At 46.2% G+C, this 1,278-nt stretch carries 2 protein-coding genes; one reads left to right on the top strand and one right to left on the bottom strand.

Annotated elements, in window-relative coordinates; all coding sequences use genetic code 11:
- Positions 1–82: 82 nt before the first annotated feature.
- Complete coding sequence (locus B5D35_RS23830; protein ID WP_078754863.1) at positions 83–595, bottom strand: RNA methyltransferase; 513 nt, start codon at positions 593–595, stop codon at positions 83–85.
- A 279-nt stretch (positions 596–874) separates the two neighbouring features.
- On the opposite strand from B5D35_RS23830, the gene B5D35_RS23825 reads away from it, so the two are divergent.
- Positions 875–1,102, top strand: coding sequence for a serine protease (locus B5D35_RS23825; RefSeq protein WP_078754862.1), 228 nt, complete (start codon positions 875–877; stop codon positions 1,100–1,102).
- The last annotated feature ends 176 nt before the right edge of the window (positions 1,103–1,278 follow it).

The following is a 1,278-nucleotide window of genomic DNA, read 5'->3' as shown; positions in this document are numbered from 1 at the left end:
TGGCCATCTATCCGTTATCCGCCAGGGAGAAATGAGACGATTTTGGATCACTACGGATTTTTTGCAACAACCCCTTCTGGTTTTATTTTTCTTGAACGATCAGGCGGTTTTTGTTGTCACGACTGCTTATGATCAGCGCGTCGCCCTGAAGTGTGTTTTCTGATTTTGCAAGACGGTCGTAAAGGACCACATTGACAGACGCCGCGAGGTTCATGCAGCCAACCGTTGGGACATACACAACGTGGTGAGCGTTATCGACAACCTCTTTTGAGATTGAACCGTCCTCCGGGCCGAAAATATAGATCGCTTTTTCTGGGTGTTGAAAAGCAGGTAATGGAGTTGCGCCAATGGCCAGTTCTACACAAACAATTTCCGTGCCTTCTTCCAAACCGTCGAGAAACGAGTTTACGGCCGTCAAAGGAATCGTTTCAATAGCACCTTGCGTATCGGTATAGAACTTTGCGGCTCTATCGTATCGAGTGCCTGTGTAACGTACCTCCCCAGCTTGATAACAGCGCGCAGCCCGCAATACGGCACCGACATTTGACGGGCTTTTCGGGTTAAATAAACCAATGATGGTGGTAGCGTTGTTCATGTTAGGTGTCTCTTTACGATAGTGGTTAAGCACAATAACTGGCTAGTCACTGTGTCATGCTTAGAGAAAGGGCGAGATTCTAACAAAGAGAAGAGAGTTTCGAAAATCCTTTGCTTGGTGTTTCGTCCTACGCATTCGCGACAACCGATGTCTGATATCGCTGACACTCGCCAAGCCATTGATAAGAGACAAGCAGACATCACAACATTTGCAGAGAATTGACTAAAAACACGATAAAATCTCTGAGTCTTAAGAAATTGCCTTGTTGAGGATTCCGAAATGAAAAAAGCATCGTTACTCGTTACTACTTTATTGATTCTCTCTGGTTGTACTGCGCCTAAAGAGTCTGGCATGGTTGGTGCGGACAAAGATGAACACGGTTGTATCGGCTCGGCGGGATACGCTTGGTGTGCGACAACCAACCAATGTGAGCGTTCATGGGAGTCGGCGAAAGATAAAGGGTTCGAGAACACGCAAGAAAGCTTCAACGCATTCTGCTCGCAATAAAGTCCCTTTTACCAAAAACGCGCTACGAGCGCGTTTTTCTTTTTGTACTATCCGCAATGTCATTATTCACAGCGATTTGCCGACATGGTGACTCGGCTTTGTTGCTTAAATCGATGGAACTAAATCTAGAAGCTACGATCTGATCGGCTACACCCATCAATCGTCGTAGTCTCATG

It is taken from the genome of Enterovibrio nigricans DSM 22720, from assembly GCF_900167155.1.
Lineage (GTDB): Bacteria > Pseudomonadota > Gammaproteobacteria > Enterobacterales > Vibrionaceae > Enterovibrio > Enterovibrio nigricans.
The sequence above is the reverse complement of the archived record's forward strand: the minus strand, read 5'-3'. Positions and strand labels throughout refer to the sequence as shown.

Excerpts from the sequence above, each read along its gene's own strand:
- B5D35_RS23825 (WP_078754862.1), top strand. The coding sequence starts at position 875 with ATGAAAAAAGCATCGTTACTCGTTACTACTTTATTGATTCTCTCTGGT.
- B5D35_RS23830 (WP_078754863.1), bottom strand. The coding sequence starts at position 595 with ATGAACAACGCTACCACCATCATTGGTTTATTTAACCCGAAAAGCCCG.